The sequence below is a fragment of the Arthrobacter sp. TmtSoilC79 genome (genome assembly GCF_059739405.1).
Map to the genome: position 1 here is coordinate 1,191,633 of NZ_AP046051.1, position 18,712 is coordinate 1,210,344.

Annotated in this window: 15 protein-coding genes; 10 read left to right on the top strand and 5 right to left on the bottom strand. The window is 62.0% G+C overall.

The annotated features are described in order from the left end of the window. Window positions 1-118 precede the first annotated feature (118 nt). Window positions 119-2,326: a S8 family serine peptidase gene (locus tag AC6JA3_RS05575; protein ID WP_497919976.1), complete on the top strand. Its 2,208-nt coding sequence runs from the start codon at window positions 119-121 to the stop codon at window positions 2,324-2,326. A gap of 42 nt (window positions 2,327-2,368) precedes the next feature. On the opposite strand, the gene AC6JA3_RS05580 is transcribed toward AC6JA3_RS05575, so the two are convergent. Together AC6JA3_RS05580 and AC6JA3_RS05585 are read right to left on the bottom strand one after the other, a co-directional pair. Further along, the gene (locus AC6JA3_RS05580) at window positions 2,369-3,223 is read right to left on the bottom strand and encodes a hypothetical protein (RefSeq protein ID WP_091549789.1); all 855 of its coding nucleotides are present in this window, start codon (window positions 3,221-3,223) and stop codon (window positions 2,369-2,371) included. Further along, window positions 3,168-4,202, bottom strand: a complete 1,035-nt coding sequence (locus tag AC6JA3_RS05585; protein WP_347782835.1) for a type IV toxin-antitoxin system AbiEi family antitoxin — start codon at window positions 4,200-4,202, stop codon at window positions 3,168-3,170. Before AC6JA3_RS05585 ends, AC6JA3_RS05580 begins: the two co-directional genes overlap by 56 nt. Window positions 4,203-4,358: 156 nt before the next feature. On the opposite strand from AC6JA3_RS05585, the gene AC6JA3_RS05590 reads away from it, so the two are divergent. From AC6JA3_RS05590 to AC6JA3_RS05610, 5 genes are all read left to right on the top strand, one after another. Continuing rightward, entirely contained in the window at window positions 4,359-5,231 is an 873-nt protein-coding gene (locus AC6JA3_RS05590) for an MBL fold metallo-hydrolase (protein ID WP_051421556.1), read from the top strand. A gap of 164 nt (window positions 5,232-5,395) precedes the next feature. Next, the gene (locus AC6JA3_RS05595; protein ID WP_497920622.1) at window positions 5,396-6,562 is read left to right on the top strand and encodes a hypothetical protein; all 1,167 of its coding nucleotides are present in this window, start codon (window positions 5,396-5,398) and stop codon (window positions 6,560-6,562) included. 98 nt (window positions 6,563-6,660) lie between these two features. After that, window positions 6,661-8,292, top strand: coding sequence for a cell wall anchor protein (locus AC6JA3_RS05600; protein WP_497919977.1), 1,632 nt, complete (start codon window positions 6,661-6,663; stop codon window positions 8,290-8,292). 149 nt (window positions 8,293-8,441) lie between these two features. Next, entirely contained in the window at window positions 8,442-9,659 is a 1,218-nt protein-coding gene (locus tag AC6JA3_RS05605; RefSeq protein WP_091549793.1) for an MFS transporter, read from the top strand. A 59-nt stretch (window positions 9,660-9,718) separates the two neighbouring features. Further along, window positions 9,719-10,651 carry a hypothetical protein gene (locus tag AC6JA3_RS05610; protein ID WP_139183422.1) on the top strand — a complete coding sequence of 311 codons (933 nt, stop codon included), beginning with the start codon at window positions 9,719-9,721 and terminating at the stop codon, window positions 10,649-10,651. Between the two features lie 89 nt (window positions 10,652-10,740). Here AC6JA3_RS05610 and AC6JA3_RS05615 read toward each other — a convergent pair whose 3' ends face one another. Both AC6JA3_RS05615 and AC6JA3_RS05620 read right to left on the bottom strand, forming a co-directional pair. After that, window positions 10,741-12,282 (bottom strand): M28 family peptidase, encoded by a 1,542-nt coding sequence (locus AC6JA3_RS05615; protein ID WP_497919978.1) that lies wholly within the window; start codon window positions 12,280-12,282, stop codon window positions 10,741-10,743. A 105-nt stretch (window positions 12,283-12,387) separates the two neighbouring features. Next, the gene (locus AC6JA3_RS05620; protein ID WP_497919979.1) at window positions 12,388-13,734 is read right to left on the bottom strand and encodes an acyltransferase family protein; all 1,347 of its coding nucleotides are present in this window, start codon (window positions 13,732-13,734) and stop codon (window positions 12,388-12,390) included. 221 nt (window positions 13,735-13,955) lie between these two features. Here AC6JA3_RS05620 and AC6JA3_RS05625 point away from each other — a divergent pair, with 221 nt between their 5' ends. Next, on the top strand, window positions 13,956-14,228 hold the full coding sequence (locus AC6JA3_RS05625; RefSeq protein WP_026541185.1) for a hypothetical protein: 273 nt from the start codon (window positions 13,956-13,958) through the stop codon (window positions 14,226-14,228). Between the two features lie 137 nt (window positions 14,229-14,365). Here AC6JA3_RS05625 and AC6JA3_RS05630 read toward each other — a convergent pair whose 3' ends face one another. Next, window positions 14,366-15,277 carry a phosphatase PAP2 family protein gene (locus AC6JA3_RS05630; RefSeq protein ID WP_223943535.1) on the bottom strand — a complete coding sequence of 304 codons (912 nt, stop codon included), beginning with the start codon at window positions 15,275-15,277 and terminating at the stop codon, window positions 14,366-14,368. Between the two features lie 154 nt (window positions 15,278-15,431). On the opposite strand from AC6JA3_RS05630, the gene AC6JA3_RS05635 reads away from it, so the two are divergent. Genes AC6JA3_RS05635 through AC6JA3_RS05645 form a run of 3 tightly spaced genes read left to right on the top strand, consistent with a single transcriptional unit; the run spans window position 15,432 to window position 18,693 of the window. Continuing rightward, entirely contained in the window at window positions 15,432-16,850 is a 1,419-nt protein-coding gene (locus AC6JA3_RS05635) for an ABC transporter substrate-binding protein (RefSeq protein WP_497919980.1), read from the top strand. Further along, window positions 16,847-17,812, top strand: a complete 966-nt coding sequence (locus AC6JA3_RS05640) for a carbohydrate ABC transporter permease (RefSeq protein ID WP_026541182.1) — start codon at window positions 16,847-16,849, stop codon at window positions 17,810-17,812. The genes AC6JA3_RS05635 and AC6JA3_RS05640 overlap by 4 nt, the downstream gene beginning before the upstream one ends. An 8-nt stretch (window positions 17,813-17,820) precedes the next feature. Continuing rightward, window positions 17,821-18,693, top strand: a complete 873-nt coding sequence (locus AC6JA3_RS05645) for a carbohydrate ABC transporter permease (protein ID WP_497919982.1) — start codon at window positions 17,821-17,823, stop codon at window positions 18,691-18,693. The last annotated feature ends 19 nt before the right edge of the window (window positions 18,694-18,712 follow it).

Consider the following 18,712-nt stretch of genomic DNA (forward strand, 5'->3'; position numbering starts at 1 on the left):
CGATTCTTACCACTTAAAGCCGGGAGTCAGCTTACAATTCCTTGGGGGTCAACTGGTGGTCTCCAGTTGCCCGCAATCAGCCGCTCAGGGTTTGTTGCGATGTCCCAAGGATGCCCCGATGGTAAATGACACCCGAATCCGGTCCCTGAGAGCTGCAGGTCTGGCGCTCACTACTCTTCTGATCGGTGGTGGCTTGGCGGTCCAGCCGGCCGCAGCAGACACCGTGGACATTGTTCCGGCAGGGCCCCAGGTGCTGAAGCCCGCCCCCGAATCTCCCACGGATCAGTTCATTGTGGGAATGAAGGATGCAACAGCCCAGTCCGCCGACAAAGCAGTGCGCGATGTTGCCGGCAAAGCCGCCACCGCCCTTGGCGCTGTGGCGGAGACCTCCCGCCTGAACGCCACTGGCGGGCATGTCATCAAACTGGACAAGCCGCTTTCGGCCGCCGAATCTGCCCAATTCGTCAAAACTTTGCGCACGGATCCATCGATTTCCTACGCGGAGCCCGATGACATCATGCATCCCACCGCTGATGCGAGTGACCCCGGGTTCCCCGAGCAGTGGAACCTGAAGGGTCCGAACAGCATCAATGCCGCGGGGGCTTGGGATTACGTCAAGGGCGAGAACGTTGTTGTTGCCGTGGTGGACAGTGGGATCACCCGGCACGAGGATCTGGATGCGAACGTCCTGCCCGGCTATGACATGATCTCCTACGCCGAAGACGCACGGGACGGCGATGGCCGTGACCCGGACCCCACCGATCAGGGTGACTGGGAGCCTGCCGGCGTGTGCGAGGTTGGAAGTCCGGCTCAGAACTCGTCCTGGCATGGCACCCATGTGGCCGGGATCATCGCCGCTGTTGCCAACAACGGTCAAGGCGTCACCGGTGTTGCACCGAATGCGAAGATCCTTCCCGTCAGGGCGCTGAGCTACTGCGGCGGCTACACCTCCGACATCGCGGATGCCATCATTTGGGCCGCGGGCGGAGTTGTTACCGGAGCGCCGGCCAACCCCAACCCAGCCCGTGTCATTAACCTGAGCCTCGGCGGTATCAAGCCCTGCTCTGCTACGTACCAAAACGCCATTAATTTTGCGCGCAATGCTGGCGCTGCCGTTGTGGTTTCGGCAGGAAACTCCAACCGTCCCGCTGCCGATGCAAGCCCGGCCAACTGCGAAAACGTCATCACCGTGGCCGCCAGCAACGCCTCCGGTGCCCGCGCCCAGTACTCAAACTACGGTAGTGCAGTGGACGTCACGGCCCCTGGCGGCGACATGAGCCAGGCTGCCGAAAACGGAATCCTGTCTACCTTCAACTTCGGAAAAACCACCAGCGCCGGATCTGCCTACGCCTGGATGCAGGGAACCTCCATGGCGGCTCCCCAGGTTGCCGGGCTGGCGGCGTTGCTGATCTCGGCCGAGGGCAGCAGCCTCACACCCGCCCAGGTAGAGCAGCAACTCAAAGCCACCTCACGGCCACTTCCGGCGGGATGCCCTGCCGGCTGCGGTGCCGGCCTTGTTGATGCGAATAAAGCGCTCGCCACGTACGGCGGCGGCGCCCCGGTCAACAGGAGGAAAATCACCGATTTCGACGGCGACTCCCGCAGCGACGTCCTGGCCCGCGACTCCAGCGGCCGGTTGTGGCTGTACTCGGGCAACGGGTACCTCGGCTGGCTCGGCGCCCGTCAGATCGGTTCGGGCTGGAATTCAATGACCGCTATCGAGTCTCCCGGTGACTTTGACGGCGACAGCAACGCCGATGTCCTGGCCCGCGATTCCAGCGGCCGGTTGTGGCTTTACCCGGGCAACGGATCCGGCGGTTGGCTCCCTGCCCGACAAATCGGATCCGGCTGGAACGTCATGACGGCCATTGAAGCTCCCGGTGATTTCAATGGGGACTACAAGGCCGATGTTATTGCCCGCGACTCCGCCGGCATCCTGTGGCTATACCCGGGCAATGGCTCGGGTGGTTGGCTTCCTGCCCGCCAGATCGGCCAGGGCTGGAACGTCATGACGGCCATTGAAGGTGTGGGTGACTTCAACGGAGACGGCAAGGCAGACGTTATTGCGCGCAATGGCTCCGGAGCGCTTCTGCTTTACCCCGGCAATGGCTCCGGTGGTTGGCTCGCGGGAGGCCAGATCGGCCAGGGATGGAACATCATGACCGCCATCGAATCTCCCGGCGACTTCAACGGGGACGGCACCGTGGACCTTCTGGGCCGCGCCAGCAACGGTGACCTGGTTCTCTACGGTGGCAACGGATCCGGCGGCTGGATCTATGCCACTCAGGTGGGATCCGGATGGAACATCATGACGGCAATCCTCTGAAATACCTCCGTCGGCGCCATTGGCGCCGACGGAGGTATTTCGCTAATAGCCCAGGCCCTTCGTCAGCGCCGAGAATCGGTCGACGGCTTCGGAACGCCTGTCGATTAGCATTTCCGGGAACAGTCCGCGGTGAAGGTCGTTGACAAACCGGTCAACGTCGAGACCATGGACCTTGTCCATGAGCCTGGCGTGTTCTTGGAATTCAAGAACAGATGCCAGATGCCTCCCGAACAGTTCAGTCAGAGTCTTCGACATGTCATGACCGTAAGCAGCGAGTAGATCGAATTCGTGGTCGTAGATGTGGGTTTCATCGGTCGCCGTCGGAACCAACCAGGTGAGTGCTGTTCCAATGTCCTCCGCATCCTTCGTCTTGTACCACTTGGAGCGGTCGGCCAAAGCCTCCAGTTTCAGGACGACATAGAAGGATGGGTCCACGACACGCACAGCGCCCACTTTTGGAAGAATGAACCATTCGGAGGCCTTGAACGCCGTTCTGTAACCCAAGACGTTAATTTCCTGGTCGCCCTTCGGAGTCTGGACGACTCCGCTGGGTTGCTCCAGTACTCCGAAGGGAATGACGTCTACGGGGACGTTCTCGACGCGGAATCGGATCGCTGACTTGCTACTGTCCAGAAGCTCGTAAGTGGTACTTAGATTTTCGATGCCAGCCCACGACTGCATGGTCAGTGCGACGTCAATGTCGCTCGTGGTACTGAGCTTGACAGGGTCCTTCCCGAAGCTTCTATGAAGCAGGTTCCGCGCCTCCGCCCCTACCACCATGAAGTCGTCCGTGGTTACGTCTGTTTGTTGGATTATGGACTCTAAAACCAAGCCCAACGGATCAAAGTGAGCCGCCGCGTAGCCACTGAAGTTCAGGTTCCTCTTGGAGGTAAACACGGGCTGCCTCCTGTTCACGTTGATCGAGTGATGAGCTTAGATCGGCGTACACAAGGAGGGGCGGCGCCGTGTTTTGTTCGCCGGCTCTATGTGGCCCTTCGAGGAATTCGGCTGGCGGGCTTCTCCAGAATTTTTTGCGTACCTCGACGTTTGGCGATTCGCTCTTCCTAAGTCTGGAAGCTCGAACCAAATCGTCACTGAGCTCAGCAACGTAGGCGGCTCCTATGCGCGGCCTGATGAGCCATGGAACTGCGAATCCCCCTCCGAGAGTCGTGTTGGCCTCCAAAACCTCAAGAAGCGGTGTTTCCATTGTGGCTATGTGCAGCGACGGACCGAGTCTATTGCGATAGGCAGCCAGCCAAGCGTGGGCGATGATTGACCGTCCCGAACCCATCCAGCGGCGGCCATGCACCATCTCGATTTCTTCAAGGTGGCGGAGGGTGCGCGGGACGAGTCCGAGGGAGACCCCGGCGACATCAGCAATGAGCCTGGACGGTGCAGCAAGAAGCTTGGGCCAATTAAGTATGCAAAAGACCAGCTGGGCAGTTTTCGTTGAGGTGAGGTCAATGCTGCGGCCCTTATTGTGCTCTCGAAGCCAGGCTTTGGACACCCCATCCGAGTTGCCCCCCGGGAGGCCTTCAACTTCAAGTACTACGCCGGGAGAACGAAGACTCAGCCGTCCAGTGAGATCGGCGTGGTTGATGGAGAGTCTGCGAAGTTCCGAACTCGTGGTCGGCCCGATTTTGGGGGCCAGTACGAAGTCGGCGTCTGCATCGCGAGCAACCTTCGTGATGAGGCTGATCGGCAGGGGGTATTGAGCGATTTCGATACAGGTTTGGGTGAAAGCGAGTCCATCGAGCGAAAAGAACAGCAGATAGGTTGGAAGATCTGCGCTGGTCTTCGGCGGACCCAGATCAACCCGCCACCCTCTTTGGCGGAGCACCTCTTGGAAGGAGTGGAACATCGAGCCTGTATCCATGTTCAATATTCTAACTCGTTCAATGGCATTGAACAGTGAGAAATTTTGAACAGGTACCTGCCTGCGATTCCGTCCTATGTTCCGCTCCCTCCCAGCTTTCCGTGGGTAGAGTAGAGGCCTGAACATCGCCGGATTGCACTGTAAACGGAGAATCAATTGTCAGCTTGGCTAGAACTCGGTCCCAACAACTACGTCCTGGAAACCGAGGGGTCTTTACTGAACACCGGCCTCGTGGTGGGCTCTGAACTTGCCATGGTCATTGACACCGGCTGCGGCCCTCGCCAAGGCAGGGAGATTCTCGCCGCAGTCCGCGAAAAGACGCAGCTGCCGCTGGTGGTTGTGAACACCCACGCCCATTACGACCACTTCTTCGGCAACGCCGTTTTCGCGGACGACGGCGTCACCGAGTTTTGGGCACACGCCAACTGTGCGGCGACTATCGAGAAAGACGCCGACAACCAGCGGCGTTTCGTAGCCACCAACGAACCTGAGATGGCCGCGGGGGAGGGTGACGCCGTCGACGTCGTTGTTCCCAACGCCCTGGTCCACGACCAGCCCGTGCTTGTCGACCTCGGTGGGATCACCGCCACGCTCTTTTACCTGGGTCGGGCGCACACCGACGGTGACCTCCTGGTCGGTACCAGCACCACTCTTTACGTGGGCGACTTGGTGGAGCAGGGGGCGCATCCGTCGTTCGAGGACTCATACCCTGAAGAGTGGGCAGACGCCTTGCGCCACATCTCGGCCCTCCGCCACCGCTACGAGTTCCTGGTCCCGGGTCATGGCAAGCCCGCCAGTGACGAGTTCGTGAAGACCATGGCAGACACCATGAGCACGGCTGTCCGCCAAGCCACTCAGTCCATTCGGGACATGCCATCGGACGCAACCAAAGCCATCCCAGTCCTGCCCTATGGTCCTGAACAGTCGCGATGGTTCATCAAGCGGCTTCAGGAAACCAACGCCCAGGGGCGGGCATCGCTGGCTGCCCCCGACTTTGGACCAGGCAAAACGGGTTCATATCCTTCGTAGCAAGGTTCCTGACAAATTTGTCATCTTGTTTACTCCCGACCATGGACTATTCGGTGACTCCCGTCCTAGGATGAAGGCGACCATTCGGTTCGCGACTACCTGGGGGTGTCGAGATGAAGGGCACACGCGTCTTCCCGCGTGCTACCACCATTCTCCGCTCAGTCATGATCGCTGGAGCCGGAACGGCACTCTGGATGACACTCTCCGCAACAGGTGCCAGCGCTGACTCTGGGGCCGCGGATAACCAATCACTTCATGGCGGGATAACGTCCTCCACCTCGTCCGCTCTATCCTCAACGACCGATACTGTGAGCAGCACCATCGCCAAGACGACCAAGACGGTGGGTGCTGCTACAGCAGCGGCTACGGACGCCGTCGGGTCCGTGGCAAAAGTAGTTGCCCCGCAGGCGACGGCGTCCGCCATCAGTGTTCCGATCCCAGACGTACCGCTGCCTTCGCCACTCAAAGCAGTGGTGCCCTCACAGCCGGTTTCCGTTCCTGTTCCAGCCGTAACGCCAACCGTGGAGCGCGTGGGAGGGGCTGTAGACGAAATCGTCGGAGCCGTGCCGGCAGTCAACCGGGTGGTTCCAGGGCAGACCGTCGGAAGCGTTGTGGATACCGCACTGGTGCCAGTGACCGGAACCGTGGACCAGGCAGTCTCTGCAGTTGTTCCGCCGGTCAATGATGCACTGGAAACTGTTGCCCTGGAACCCGTCACCGACATCACCAAGCCCATCGTTCAGCCCATCATCGAGGTAGTGGACGATGTGGTTGACCAAGGGCTTCCCCCGGCCGGCTCCGTCATTTCGCCGACTGTGCCGGCCCTTCCACCTTTGCCCGGGGACACCGTCACTGTGCCGCCGGCAGCACCGTCAGGAGACGCGGCACCAGGCGAGGGCATCCTTCCGGAGTCTGCCGTAGTCGGTTCCCCGCACGTGCCGGCAGCGCTCGAAAGCGTTGTCGACGAGCGTGCAGCTGCGGGAACCGAACCCACTGCTCGAATCAGTACTTTGGGTTCAGCCAGCACGTTGGCACCGTCGCAGTCCATTTCCCGCACGTTGGGTTCCGCGGGCACGGAACATGCGGTCGAAGTCCGTTCGACCCAGGAGCCTGCAGCCCCCGTAGGCTTGCCGGCCGGCCCAGGTGCAGTTCCCGCCGCCCTCGCAGGAGCGGGGTCCGGCAACTCCCAGAATGGTCCGCCCAGCCCCGCGGCCGCCTTCCTTCATGGCGCATTGATCATCCCAGCAGATTCCCTCGCCGGCCTTCTTGAGGTCAGCGATGAACAGCATCCAAAGCCGGTCTCATTTGATCCCGGCTCATCTCCTGACTAGTTCCCCAGCCCCGCTGCGCAACAGCACGCAGCCGACGGCAATTCGGGCGATCCGTCAACGGACGCCTTCGGGAACAAGACCTTCAGGAGAAGATCACAATGAATACGACCCTACGCAAGTGCCTCCTCGGCACGTGCTTTGCCGGGGGCATGATTGTCCTCAGCGCAACCGCGGCCAATGCTGCGGACACCACCTCCGGGAAAGATGGACTCCTTTCCGGTACACAAGTCATAGCGCCGGTTACAGCGCCGATCACCACTGGCGCCACCTCTCTGGGACTGTTGGGGGATTCAGCAGCTACGGCGTCCACGCCGGGAACTGCAGGAGGTTCGGGCAAGGCGCCTTCCGCTACTACCAATGGCTCCAACAGCATCGGCTCCGGGACGCAAGTCATTGCCCCGGTCACGGTGCCCATAAGCCTGGGCTCGTCGTCAGTGGGTCTGCTGGGGGGCTCCACTGCGACGAGCTCAGCCACACCTGCCGCGCCGGCAGCGGCAACAGGTTCGACGCCGGCCGCCGGGACAAGCGGTTCCGGCGGCATCGCTTCGGGAACCCAAGTGGTGGCGCCGGTAACGGTGCCCGTCACGGTTGGGTCTACGTCTGCCGGTGTTCTGGGGGATTCATCAGCCACCACTGTCCCAGCGGCATCAAATCCAGCACCAGCTCCTGCACCGGCTCAAGCGCCGGCGCAGGCAACCACGTCGGGGGGAGAGTCAATTGCATCCGGCGCTCAGGTAGTGGCTCCGATATCGGTCCCTGTTAACATCGGAGCCACTGCCGTGGGAATAGCTGGCGATTCTGCAGCTACCTCCGGTTCCTCCGCCCCTGCCGCTCCGGCTGTTCCCGCTGGGTCTTCTTCGGGTGCATCGACAAGTGGTTCGGATGGGGTTGCTTCGGGGACTCAGGTGGTTGCCCCGGTTACTGCTCCGGTGAACCTGGGTTCCACGTCTGCCGGTGTGCTTGGTGATTCGTCGGCCACGAGCACCGGCACCAGTGGTGGTACTGCTCCGGCCGGTACGACGGGTGGAAGCACAACCACCGGCAACGGCGGAATTCTCTCCGGTACGCAGGTGGTTGCTCCGGTGAACCTGGGTTCCACGTCGGCTGGTCTGCTGGGTAATTCGTCGGCCACGAACGCTGGCACCAGTGGTGGTAGTGCTCCGGCCGGTACGACGGGTGGAAGCACAACCACCGGCAACGGCGGAATCCTCTCCGGTACCCAGGTTATCGTTCCGATTAGCGCACCGATCACCGTAGGGTCCACCGCGGTGGGTGTCGGTGGTGGCTCGACCGGCACAGTGAATCCTCCGGTTGTTGCGCCTCCGGTTGTGACCCCTCCGGTTGTTGCGCCTCCTGCAGTGAACCCGCCGGCTGTTGCGCCTCCTGCAGTGAACCCGCCGGTTGTTGCTCCTCCCGCAGGGAACCCGCCGGTTGTTACCCCTCCGGTTGTGACCCCTCCCGCCGTGAACCCGCCTGCCAGTGGCCTCGTCCCCGGTGGTAACGCCGGGATCGTTACGGCGGGCGTCAGTACCCAAGCCGCCACGATTGTGACCGCTGGTTCCACCCAGGGTGCGATGCCCGCGGCAGTCTCCACCGCCGTCGGAAGTTCCACAGCACTGGCGGCTACCGGAGTAAACGGAACGTTTGTTCTGTGGGCAGGTGCCATGCTCCTGATGGGGCTCGTGTTGGCAGCAGGTGGACGCCGGAAGGCAGCAGCAATCCGCCGGTAACCCGGGCAGGCAATTCCACTTCGTACGCAGTTGTTGCGGCTTCGACTCCCGGAGCTGCAACAACTGCGGGCCGCACTGCCGGCCGGGGGCGCATTGAGGAAAGTAATGCTGGGCCCGACTGCAGTTACGGCAGTCCTAGGATGAAAGGGATGACCAAGACCCAGACGACCCCAACGTTCAGCCTCCGCAGTGTTGCCTTGCCGGCCTTCGGGCCCGCGCTGCTTTTCTGCATTGGTGAAGGGGCGGTCTTGCCCGTTATTGCCCTTTCGGCCCGTGACCTTGGGGCGTCCGTCGCAGTCTCGGCCTTGATCGTGACCCTGATCGGGCTGGGTTCCTGGATTTTCAACATTCCGGCCTCGATCATCACGGAGAAGTTCGGTGAACGATGGTCGATCGTTGGCGCCGGAGCTTTGGGTGCCATCGCGCTGGGTGCTGCAGCGTTCGCACCGCAGATTGACGACGGCCTGTGGCTGTTGGCGGTGTCCATGACCCTCGTGGGTATGTCAGCCAGCGTCTTCAATCTGGCTCGGCAGAAGTTCCTCACTGAGGCGGTCCCGGTTCTCTTCCGAGCCCGCGCGCTCTCCACCCTTGGAGGCGTGACCAGGATCGGCATCTTCATTGGACCCTTTGTTGGTGCCGGCGTCATGCAGTTCGCAGGGATCAGCGGCGCCTACTGGGTGGGCTTTGCGGGCATGATGGCGGCCGCGGCTTTGTCGCTCACCATCCCGGACCTGGTGTCTCCCGGAGCGTCCGACGGCGGCACCCGGCCTCCGGCGTCCACGTTGCGGAGCGTCGCGGTTTCCCATGCGGGCGTGTTCCTGTCCGTGGGATTCGGGATCCTGTTGCTGAGCGCCCTGCGGGCCTCGCGGCAGGTGGTCATCCCGTTGTGGGCGGATCATTTGGGGCTCGATGCGACCCACGCTTCACTGCTGTTCGGACTGTCCGGTGCGATCGACATGCTGGTGTTCTATCCAGCCGGAAAGCTCATGGACAGGAAGGGCAGGCAGTGGGTGGCCATCCCATCCACGCTGATTATGGGCTCGGCCCTGATCCTGATTCCCTTCACCGCAGGGTTTGTGCCGTTGCTGCTGGTGGCGCTGTTGATCGGGTTCGGCAACGGCATCAGTTCCGGACTCATTATGACCCTGGGCGCCGACTTCTCTCCGGACAACGGGCGGAGCCACTTCCTGGGCATATGGCGCTTCATCGCCGACTCGGGTGCAACCGGGGGACCGGTCCTGCTTTCCGGGCTGACGGCCGCCATTTCACTGTCCGCAGGGATCTGGGCAACAGGCGTCCTGGGCTTCGCAGCGGCAGTGGTGTTCGCCGTCGCAATTCCAAGGTTGAAGCACCGGCGGAACTACTGACAGGCTTGGAGGGGGGACGGAATTCCGGGGTCCTTGGCCGTCGCGGCTAGACTACCGTGGTGCCAGAAAACCCAGTTGTCCAAACTCCGACACCCGCCAGCTTCCCGGACCTCCAGACTTTCCTTTCCGCTGACGAGGTTCCAGCAGGGCAGATTGAGATCCAGCACCAGGGCTTGCCGCTTGAGATCCTGAACATCCCTGCCGACTCCGATACCACCTTGGTGTGTTTTCACGGAGCGGCAGAAAAAGACGTCCGACTCCCGTGGTTCCTGGGACAAGGAGTTACGGCCGGCCTACCCGTCAACCGCATCTTCATCTCAGACCCCAGCTTGCGTAAATCCGCTGACTTCAATCTGGGTTGGTACGCGGGCTCAAAGGAGCAGCCGGACCTACAGGAGACGTTGGCCGATGTTGTGCGGCGCGTTGTAAGAGACACTGGCGGGTACAACCTGGTGTTCTTCGGCAGTTCCGCGGGTGGTTATGCCAGCCTGGCCTTGTCGAGGTTCTTTCCCACATCGCTGGCGCTCGCCGTCAATCCGCAGACATCCATTTCCCGCTTTTACCCGGGCGCGGTGGAGCGCTACATGAAGTATGCCTGGGAGATGGACGGCCAGGATATGTCCGAGTTGCCGGCCAGCGTGGCTCATAACCTGATTCCGGCGTACTCTGCCGGCTTCAGCCACACCGTGGGCCTAATCCAGAACGCCAAGGATTGGTTCCATATCCAGAAACACCAACTGCCGTTTGTTGATGTGGTTGGTGACTCCGAAAATCTTTTCATGCTGATGGACCGGTGGGGGCCTGAGACTGGAGATGGACACATCCCCCCGCCCAAAGAACTCATCAGGGCCGTCTTCGAAGAGTTGTCGACCTGCCACGGAGACTGGCGGGCTGGCCTTGCTGCTGCAGGCTTCCAGACCCAAACGACTCGTCAGGACGTCAAGCGTCGAGTGTTGGATACCGCTCCACCCAAGGCCGCTACTGAAGCTTAGGTCTTTCCCGAAAAGCACGAACAGCAATCGGCCGCAGTGCAACCCCGTAAGGGCTGCCCCGCGGCCGTTGTCGTATCCAAACAGAACGACTAGCGGACTGCCTGGTTGCCCTTGAACTCGAGCTTCAGGTTGCCGGTGCCCTTAGCTGTGCCGTTCACCGCGGATTGGGTTTGCGCGAAGACCAGCGTGGAGTGGGCAATAGCGTCGGCCATCTGCTCCAACACCGCGGTGTCGATGTTGGTGATGTCATCGCATGCCTGGTGGTAGCAAGGGTCGTAGGCTGCCCCTGCCGTGCCGCCATAGATTTCCGCCTGCTCCGCGGTCTTGATTTCTTCTGCTCCGGTGAAGAGACCTCCGGCTGGAATACCGTTTTCGATGAATCCGAAGTAGTCGGACCGGCCATCAAACTCGGTAGGCTCCGTTGCCAGGCCCTGGGATGCGAAGTAGTCCAGGAACACCTTCTCGATCACCGCCGAGCCGTTGGGTCCTGCGGTCCCAAGCGGTTTGCCGTCGCCGTCGTAGACGAAGCGGACGGGGTTGGGTGAAGCCACCATGTCGAAGTTGAGGTTGACGGCATGGCCTTTCAGTTCACTCTTGCTCAGCTGGGAGACGTAATAGTCCGAGCCAATCAAGCCGTCTTCCTCGCCGCTCCACCAGGCAAAACGAACACGGTTCTCCGGGGAAATCCCGAGCGCAGCAAACTGGAGGGCAGTCTCAAGGATGGCTGCTGACCCGGAACCGTTGTCATTGATGCCGGGGCCTTCAGCCACGGAATCGAGGTGGGCTCCCACCACCACCGTGCGGTCTGCACGGCCGGCCGTATCTGCCAGGACGTTGAAGGTTTCGATCGGCTGCGTAGTGCCCTCAACCACGATCCGTACCGTGGCACCGGTGAAGCCGGCCAGTTCCTCGCCCACAGCGAAGCTTGTGCCTACTGTTGGCACGGTCACTGCGGGGTTGTCGGCCGTCGGAGCGCCAAGCGTTCCATCCAGCCGCGACAGCCTGTCATCGGCGTCGCCCTGGTTAAAGATGATGACGCCGGCGGCCCCGGCGGCCTGGGCGTTCGCGGCCTTGGTGTTGAAGGGGCACGTTCCGCGCTGGATGAGAGCGATGTTTCCTGCCACGAACCCGCTGAAGTCTGCAGCCTCACATCCACTGGTAGACGCACGGTCACCCGTGAGATTGATGTCCACTGGAGTCACCGTTGCTGTCACATCACCAAAACCTGAATAGGACATTGCCGCGAAATCGTCCTCGGTGTACGTCCGCGGGGTTGGCGTAACCTGCGCGAAGGATTCACTGGCCAGATTGAACTTGAGATATTCGAAGTACTGGCGTTGCGGCACGTAGCCTGCCGCCCTCAGTTGCTGCTCGATGTACTCCGCCGAGGCCACATGCCCCGTGGTCCCTGCTGATCGCGTGCCGCCATTGGCATCGGCAATCGCTTGGAGTTCTTCGAGGTGGCCAACTATCGCCTGGGCGGTGACGGCATCGCGGAGGGCCTGGCTGTCCGTTCCTTTGGCAGCCAGGGCGGGTGGCGTTATTGCTACGGCAAGAATGGCGACGGTCGCCATTCCTGCCGCGAGGGCAGAGGTTCGGTTTTCAATGCGTGGTTTTTGCCTTGTATGCATTTCATGCATCTCCCTGTGGGGACCCGGTAATTGGGTGGCCGGGTGCGGTAGCGCAGAATCTACCCCGCAGGAGCGCGCTGGTGAAGGCTTGTTTTTTCGCGCTGCTCAGGCTTGGGTGCGTCCGGCAGGATGCGTCGACTTCCATGACCGGCTGGGGACTTTCCCGGTGACAAGAGCCACGGCGATCACCAACAGGACCATGCCCCACGTCGCATTGGTGACATCGAGGCCCTGCCGCATCACTACGAAGGGCGGGATGATCGCCAGGATGGTTCCGACTGCAATGCGCCACATGGAGGGGCGCGAAGCTCCCGGAGCCAAGGCGGTGCCGGCCAGCTCCAACCTGACCAGGGGCGTGGAAACAAGCAGCACCAGAGCCCACGCCGCAACATAGAACAGGGGCCGGCTGAGCCACCACTCGGTGCTGGCGGGCTGGGGGAATGGCAGTCGCAGAACCAAGGCGATCCCGAACATGGCGATGATCAACGGCAGGTGCCACAGGTAGATGGTCATGGCCCGGCTGCCCACGACGAACATAACTTTCTGCACCCAGCCCACCTGCACGCAGCGTTTCAACACCGGATACACGGCCTTCACCAGCAGAACGTGCGCCAGGCCCACCAGCACCAGCGGGAACATCGGCGGGTTTTGGCTGGTCAGCATGTCCACAGGGTAGGGACCCGAGTAAGTGAGCGGAACCAACGCCCCATAGCAAGCAACTGCTGCCAACAGCAGCTTCCAGCCGGCAAAGCGGTCAAAGAACCCATCCGCGTAAAAGAAGCCCAACTGCTGCAGAAGTCCCCACACAAACACCATGTTCAGCAGCCCGATCGGATTGGAGTCGAAGCCCCACTGATTGTGCTCCAAGCCCAAGCGAAGGACATCGACGACGACGGCGCCCGCGGCCAGCGCCGCGATGGTCCGGTAGGGTGCCAGGCCGTGGAGCTTCGCCATGGTGGGAACCATTGCCTGGCAGATCAGGTAGGCAGCAAGGAACCACAGCTGAACTCCGGCGCCCGAGGCGATAACCGAAAGAAGGTCGCCTGGGACACCCGCCACCGTCGCGCTCCACAGCGCAACCGTGAGGAACGCATAGAGGGCAACCGTGGGGCGGACCAGCCGGAGCACCCTGTTCCGCAGGTAGTCTCCGGCGTCGCCACCCTTGCGCTGTAAGCTCCGCCATGAGGTGAGCGAGGCGAAGCCACCAACCACGAAGAAGAGCGGCATGACCTGGCCGAACCACGTACCTTGAGCGAACCAGCTCAGGGACGTCAGCGGATTGCCGACGCCGATGCCTGCGGAGTCCACGCTGATTCCCATCATCAGCAGATGAACGGCAACCACGGCAAACATGCAGGCAACGCGGATGAAATCGACCACGAGGTCCCGGGATCCGGGAATGTGCGCAGAAGCAGCTCTGCTGCTTGAGGCGGGCTTGAGGGTGGAAGACATGGGGTTCTCCTGGGAAGTGCCATTGTTAGTCCATCGAGTGGACTAACTGTAACCCATGGTGGGAGGTGCGTCGACCTCATTGGTCAAATATCTGGCCGGGGCCGGGTCAAGATCGCCCCGACCGGGCTTAGCCTTAAGGAGGGTCTGAGGCCCTGACAATCCGGGCATCACTCCGGTGCACCGGCGCACTCCACGAATCCACCCCCGACCAATGAAGGGCAGTGCTGATTGTTGTGCACATCAAAGAATTCTGGGACCAACTCTCGCCGGATACGCGACAGTGGCTCATCGACAATCCGGGAACCATGATTGTGCCGCGGACCGTCACCGCTATCATCAATGGCGAGACGGGGGAGGGGAGTGCGGTTGACGCCCACGGCGGCACGCAGCTCACTGATGAGGACCGGCACTTTATTCAGGAACAGGCCAGGGTTCACGGCTCCGCTTCTCCAGGGGAGCCCAAGTTTTTCGATTCCGTCGGCCCGGAGGACTAGGCTCCTGACACTTCGCACCCGTTGACACTCCATGCTCCCGCGACCACTGGTGCGGTGGGCGCGTGGGGGTGCGCCGCCGTCGTGGTTGTGGTGCGGTGGGCGCCTAGGGGTGCGCCGCCGTCGTGCGTGAAGAGGTTCTAGTTCTTCCGGGCGGCCAGGCCGAAGAGCCAGGTGCCGCCGAGGGCCGAGAGGTAGCCGGCGATCACGATGAAGGCGGTGCCGGCCCAGAAGTAGTCGATGGTGCTGTCGGTGCTCAGGCCGGGCATGACCTGCAGCAGTGAGTACGCGGCCACAACGCCTGCCACCACCAAGGCGATCACTGTCAGCCACACCCACAGTCGCGACGCGGCCCAGTGCTCGCCGTAGCCTTTCCAGACGTTCCAACTGCTGCCCGTGCGGAGGATCAGCCAGCCGGCGGGGAGCATGACGGCGCCGACCACAAGGAAGGCTGCGACCACATCGGCCGGACGGTGCCATTGGTTGATCAGGGTGGAGACGCCGGTTGCAACGGCGAAGGTGCTGCCGAGGAAGCCGGCCAAGGGGCGCCATCGTGGCGAAACCATGAGGAACACCGCAGCCGCGGCGGAGGCGGCAAGGGTGGTGTGCCCGGAGGGGAGCGAGTTCAGTTCCAAGGTCTGGACGCCGCGATCGGGCCGGTCCGGGATGAGGAACTTGAGGATCTGCGTGGCGGCGTTTGCTGCGACACATGCAGCAACGGCGATGCCGGCAGCCTTCCAGCGGCGGCGGGCGATGGTAACGAAGAGAACCATGATCGCAGCGATAGCAAGGGACATCATGGGGAGCATGTCCAGGAATTCCGTGGAGGCCCTGCCTGCTGTTCCGCCCAAAACGGTGGCTTCTACCAGTGCCGACTCGTCAATGAACTGGCCCATGGTGGTGCGCACAAAGAAGTAGTACGTCGCGGCCAGGCCCACCATGCTGGCGATGGTGGCCAGGATGAAGAGAAATCCTGTTCCTACGCCTGCAGTGGGCTTGTGAACCGGCCGGTTGCTCGACCTCCCGCTGGTGCGGAATTGCTGGGAACTCATTCTGTCTAGGGTGCCACAGTTCTCTGGAAGGCCCGTGTGAGTGGCGCCCCAGCGTGGCGGACAAAAGTGAGATTCTTGCAACATTCACGTGACGGTTGACACGTGTTAGGTCCTGGTTTAAGCTTCCTAACACGTGTTAGGGAAGGGAAGCTACATGTCGGGAACCAATGGGGCTTTGCGTCAATTCACACGCAGAAGTGCCCTTACAGCCCTCGGCGCCGGGATTGCTGGAGTAACCGCGGCGTCGTGGCCGCGCTTGACCGGTGCTGACATCCCCGGCCGCGGAGACAACAGCCTCAGCATCGCCATCATGGGCACCGCGGCAGATGCGGCAGCCCGTCAGAAGGTCATTGACGCTTTTGCCAAAGTCCACCCCGAAATCAAGGTCAAGGTCCAGGCGATCCAGGCCGTGGACTGGAAGGACTTCTTCACCAAGATCCTGACCATGGTAGCCGCGGGCACTCCGCCGGACGTGGTGTACGTGGCAACCGAAGGCGCCCAACTCTTCGCGGAAAAGCTCGCCCATCCCCTGGACGAGTACCTGCGCCGGGACGCGGACCACATGAAGGAGTACTTCGAAGACGTCCACCCCAGCCTGGTGGAAGCGTTCATGTATAAGGGCAGCCTTTTCCAGCTCCCCATCGACTGGAATGCCGCGAACATGTACTACAACACCACCGCGCTCACTAAGGCAGGCCTGGAACGCCCTGCCGACAACTGGACGCACACCGATTTCCGCAGCACCCTCGCTGCGATGAAGAAGGCCAACCCCAAGGACTTCACGCCGTACTACTGGACCAACCGTCTCTTCGGCGGCGTAGTGCCGTGGCTCTACGCCAACGACACCAGCTTCCTGAAGGAAACCAAGTCCCCGGGCGGCGAATGGCTCTGGGACGGCTTCTACGCCAACCACCCCTCCCGAGGCCTCCGCTCCGGCGGCTACCAATGGCTTGAGCCCAACGCCGACGATCCCCGGGTCTTCGAATCCTTCGACTACCTCCGCGGACTGGTCAAGGATGGACTGGGTGTCCGGCCGGAGGAAGGCGGCGGCAGCGCACTGATCGGCCTCTTCGCCTCCAACAGGATAGGTACGACGCCGGCGGGCGGCTATTGGGTGCAAGGCCTCCACGAGGCGGGGATGACCAAGGACGACTTCGACGTTCAGTTCTTCCCGAAATGGCGGGGCCAGCGACACCAGTTCGGCACGGCCGGCTACGCGATCATGAAGACCGCCAAGGATAAGGACGCAGCCTGGGAATGGGTGAAGTTCAGCTCCAGCCGCGAAGCGATGCAGATCGTTTTCCCCACGCCCAACACCACACCCGCGCGACGCTCCATGGTCAATGAGCAGCTTTACGCAGGAACCGGTCCGCGGAACTGGAAGGTCTTCTACGACACCCTGGACAAGTTCCCCACCACAGGTCCCATTCCGGCGCCACCCCAGCAGGCCGCCGTCGAAACCGCCCTGATGAAAAACGTGAGCCTGGCGGTCAGTGGAGACGAGCGTCAACTCAAGGACGCCCTCAACTCCATGCAGCGTGACCTCGAACTCGCCCTGAGGAGGCAGCCATGAGCACCGCAACCAGTACGCCTACGGGTACGGGGAGCGAGCCGGGCCGTCGCCAGGCCGCCCACAAAGACGGACAAGTCTCCAAGCGTGGCCGCGTGCAGCAACGATGGCTGCCGTGGGCTTTCCTGGCACCGACCATCGTGGGTATGGGCATCTTCACCCTGCTGCCGATCGTCGCATCGATTGCGCTCGCATTCTTCCGCTGGGACATCATCTCAGCGCCAACGTTCGTGGGTTTCGACAACTTCGCCGAGGTAGTCCAGGACCCCACCGTCCGGGTTTCGTTCCTGAACACCATCGTGTTCGTGGTGGTGGCCGTGGCACTCCAGCTCGGACTGGCACTCGGCCTGGCCATCATGGTCCAGGAGAAACTTCCCTCATGGCTCCGGGTCTTCTTCCGCTCCGCCTTCTTCTTCCCGCTGATCCTCTCAGCAGCGTCGGTATCGATCTTCATGCGGTACCTCTTCAACGAGCAATTCGGCGTGGTGAACTGGCTGCTTTCCCTTATTGGCATCCCTGCGGTCCCGTGGCTGACGACGCCAACCGGGTCGGCCGCCGTCGTGATTCTTGTCTATGTGTGGCAGAACTTCGGGTTCTCGTTCCTGCTGTTCATCGGTGGACTCGCCTCCATTCCGGTGGAGACGTATGAGGCGGCCTCGATCGACGGTGCCACCGGCTGGCGCAAGCACTGGTTTGTCACCTTGCCGCTGCTGAGCCCCACCACCCTGGTGGCCTCGGTCATGGCCATCATCAACGCGCTGCAGGTGTTCGATCAGCCCTATGTCCTCACCCGCGGCGGACCCGGTGATTCAACGCGGACAGCCGTCATGGTCATTTTCGAGTCCGCATTCCAGCGGCTGGAGTTCGGCGAGGCCTCGGCGATCGGCGTGATCCTGACCCTGATCATCATGGCCATCACTGCCGCGCAGTTCCGGCTCAGCAAACGATTCGTCTTCTACCAGTGAGGCCCGCCATGACCACCATCCAAGAACGTGTCACCACAACGGCACCTATAGTCACGCGGAAGAAGCGCGACTGGTCTGTGGCCATCCGCGTCGTTGTCCTGCTGATCGCGTCCGTCTTTGTTCTGGGGCCGGTGTTGTGGACGCTGTCCACCTCGCTGCGTCCGCCGTCGGAATCCTTCCAGCTGCCGCCGGCGTTCCTGCCGCTGAATCCGGACCTGACGTCCTACGAGCAAGTTTTCAAGCAGCTCAACATCGTGGCGCTGGTAGTGAACAGCGCGCTGGTGACCGGCCTGATCGCGGTGGGGCAGATGATCACCGCAGCCCTGGCCGGCTACGCCTTTGCACACCTTCGCTTTCGCGGACGCGGTGCACTGTTCTCGATCGTGCTGGCCACCATGATGGTGCCCGCGCAGGTCACCATTGTGCCCGTGTTCATGCTGATCCGCGGCGTCGGACTCTCCGACACTCTGCTGGCACTGATCATTCCGGCCATCCCGACGGCGTTCGGCACCTTCCTGATGCGCCAATACTTCATGGGGTTGCCGGGTGAGCTCGCTGAAGCGGCCGCGATCGACGGCGCCTCACCCTGGCGGACCTTCCGCTCCGTGTACGCGCCGTTGGCCATGCCGGGCCTGGCGATCGTGGGCATCCTGGCGTTCAACTTCCACTGGAACGAGTTCTTCAGGCCGCTCATCATGACCATTTCCGAGCAGAACTTCACCCTGCCGCTGGGCCTGGTCTCACTCCAAGGCAACCTCGGCACCGGAAGCATCTCGGTGGTCCTTGCCGGCGTTGTCCTCTCCATGATTCCCGCGCTGGTGGTGTTCATGTTCGGCCAGCGCGCGCTGCAGGACGGGCTCACTGCCGGTACGGGCAAGTAGGTTCTTTTTCATCGCTTTT

Coding starts and splice junctions, on each gene's coding strand:
- AC6JA3_RS05575 (WP_497919976.1), top strand. CDS start 119: ATGGTAAATGACACCCGAATCCGGTCCCTGAGAGCTGCAGGTCTGGCG.
- AC6JA3_RS05585 (WP_347782835.1), bottom strand. CDS start 4,202: ATGGATACAGGCTCGATGTTCCACTCCTTCCAAGAGGTGCTCCGCCAA.
- AC6JA3_RS05595 (WP_497920622.1), top strand. CDS start 5,396: ATGATCGCTGGAGCCGGAACGGCACTCTGGATGACACTCTCCGCAACA.
- AC6JA3_RS05600 (WP_497919977.1), top strand. CDS start 6,661: ATGAATACGACCCTACGCAAGTGCCTCCTCGGCACGTGCTTTGCCGGG.
- AC6JA3_RS05605 (WP_091549793.1), top strand. CDS start 8,442: ATGACCAAGACCCAGACGACCCCAACGTTCAGCCTCCGCAGTGTTGCC.
- AC6JA3_RS05615 (WP_497919978.1), bottom strand. CDS start 12,282: ATGCATACAAGGCAAAAACCACGCATTGAAAACCGAACCTCTGCCCTC.
- AC6JA3_RS05620 (WP_497919979.1), bottom strand. CDS start 13,734: ATGTCTTCCACCCTCAAGCCCGCCTCAAGCAGCAGAGCTGCTTCTGCG.
- AC6JA3_RS05630 (WP_223943535.1), bottom strand. CDS start 15,277: ATGAGTTCCCAGCAATTCCGCACCAGCGGGAGGTCGAGCAACCGGCCG.
- AC6JA3_RS05635 (WP_497919980.1), top strand. CDS start 15,432: ATGTCGGGAACCAATGGGGCTTTGCGTCAATTCACACGCAGAAGTGCC.
- AC6JA3_RS05640 (WP_026541182.1), top strand. CDS start 16,847: ATGAGCACCGCAACCAGTACGCCTACGGGTACGGGGAGCGAGCCGGGC.
- AC6JA3_RS05645 (WP_497919982.1), top strand. CDS start 17,821: ATGACCACCATCCAAGAACGTGTCACCACAACGGCACCTATAGTCACG.